This is a genomic window from Streptomyces sp. 13-12-16 (assembly GCF_002114215.1).
In the GTDB taxonomy this organism is placed as follows: Bacteria; Actinomycetota; Actinomycetes; order Streptomycetales; family Streptomycetaceae; genus Streptomyces.
Map to the genome: position 1 here is coordinate 1 of NZ_NCTE01001028.1, position 1277 is coordinate 1277.

General features: G+C 67.1%; 2 protein-coding genes. Both read left to right on the forward strand.

Features of this window, described 5'->3' with window-relative positions:
- Nucleotides 1-454, forward strand: a 454-nt coding sequence (locus B7767_RS34585; protein ID WP_179167413.1) for an alpha-glucosidase C-terminal domain-containing protein, incomplete at its 5' end; no start/stop codon positions are given.
- The coding region (locus B7767_RS34590) for an alpha-amylase family glycosyl hydrolase (protein WP_256923670.1) at nucleotides 451-1277 on the forward strand (827 nt) is incomplete at its 3' end. The genes B7767_RS34585 and B7767_RS34590, both read left to right, overlap by 4 nt.

A 1277-nucleotide genomic window follows, 5' to 3' on the forward strand; every position in this document is an offset into this window, starting at 1 on the left:
CGAGGAATACCTCGACAGCGAGAAGTACCAGCTCAAACACCGCGACTGGGAGACCGCCGAACGCCAGGGCCGCACCATCACCCCCCTCATCACCAAGCTCAACACCATCCGGCGCGCACACCCCGCGCTCCACCGGCTCAGGAACCTCCGCTTCCACCGGACGGACAACGACTCCGTCATCGCGTACAGCAAGCGCAGTGGCTCCGACGTCGTGCTCGTGGTCGCCAACCTCGACCCGCATCACCCCCAGGAGGCCACGGTCTCGTTGGACATGCCGCAACTCGGCCTGGACCGGCACGAGTCGGTACCGGTGCGCGACGAGCTCACCGGCGAGACCTACCACTGGGGCAGCGCCAACTACGTGCGGCTGGAGCCGGGGCGGGCTCCCGCGCATGTCCTGCACGTACCGAGACCGCCCGCCGCACAGCGAAACGGAGGGCCAGGAACGTCATGACCGTGAACGAGCCAGTGCCGGACACCTTCGAGGACACCCCGGTCAGGGACCGGGACCCGGAGTGGTTCAAGCGTGCCGTCTTCTACGAGGTGCTCGTCCGCTCCTTCCAGGACAGCGACGGTGACGGCATCGGCGACCTGAAGGGTCTGACCGCCAAACTGGACTACCTGCAGTGGCTGGGCGTCGACTGCCTCTGGCTGCCGCCCTTCTTCAAGTCGCCGCTGCGCGACGGCGGCTACGACGTGGCCGACTACACCGCCGTCCTCCCCGACTTCGGCGACCTCGCCGACTTCGTGGAGTTCACGGACGCGGCGCACCAGCGCGGGATGCGCGTGATCATCGACTTCGTCATGAACCACACCAGTGACGAACACCCGTGGTTCCAGGAGTCGAGGAAGGACCCCGACGGCCCGTACGGCGACTTCTACGTGTGGGCGGACGACGACAAGGGCTATCCGGACGCGCGGATCATCTTCGTCGACACCGAGGCGTCGAACTGGACGTACGACCCGGTGCGGGGGCAGTACTACTTCCACCGCTTCTTCTCCCACCAGCCGGACCTCAACTACGAGAACCCGCGCGTGCAGGAGGAGATCCTGGCGGCCCTGCGCTTCTGGCTGGACCTGGGCATCGACGGCTACCGGCTGGACGCGGTGCCGTACCTCTACGCGGCCGAGGGCACCAACTGCGAGAACCTGCCCGCCTCGCACGCCTTCCTGAAGCGGGTGCGCAAGGAGATCGACACCCAGTACCCGGACACGGTGCTGCTGGCGGAGGCCAACCAGTGGCCGGAGGACGTCGTCGACTACTTCGGCGACTACGC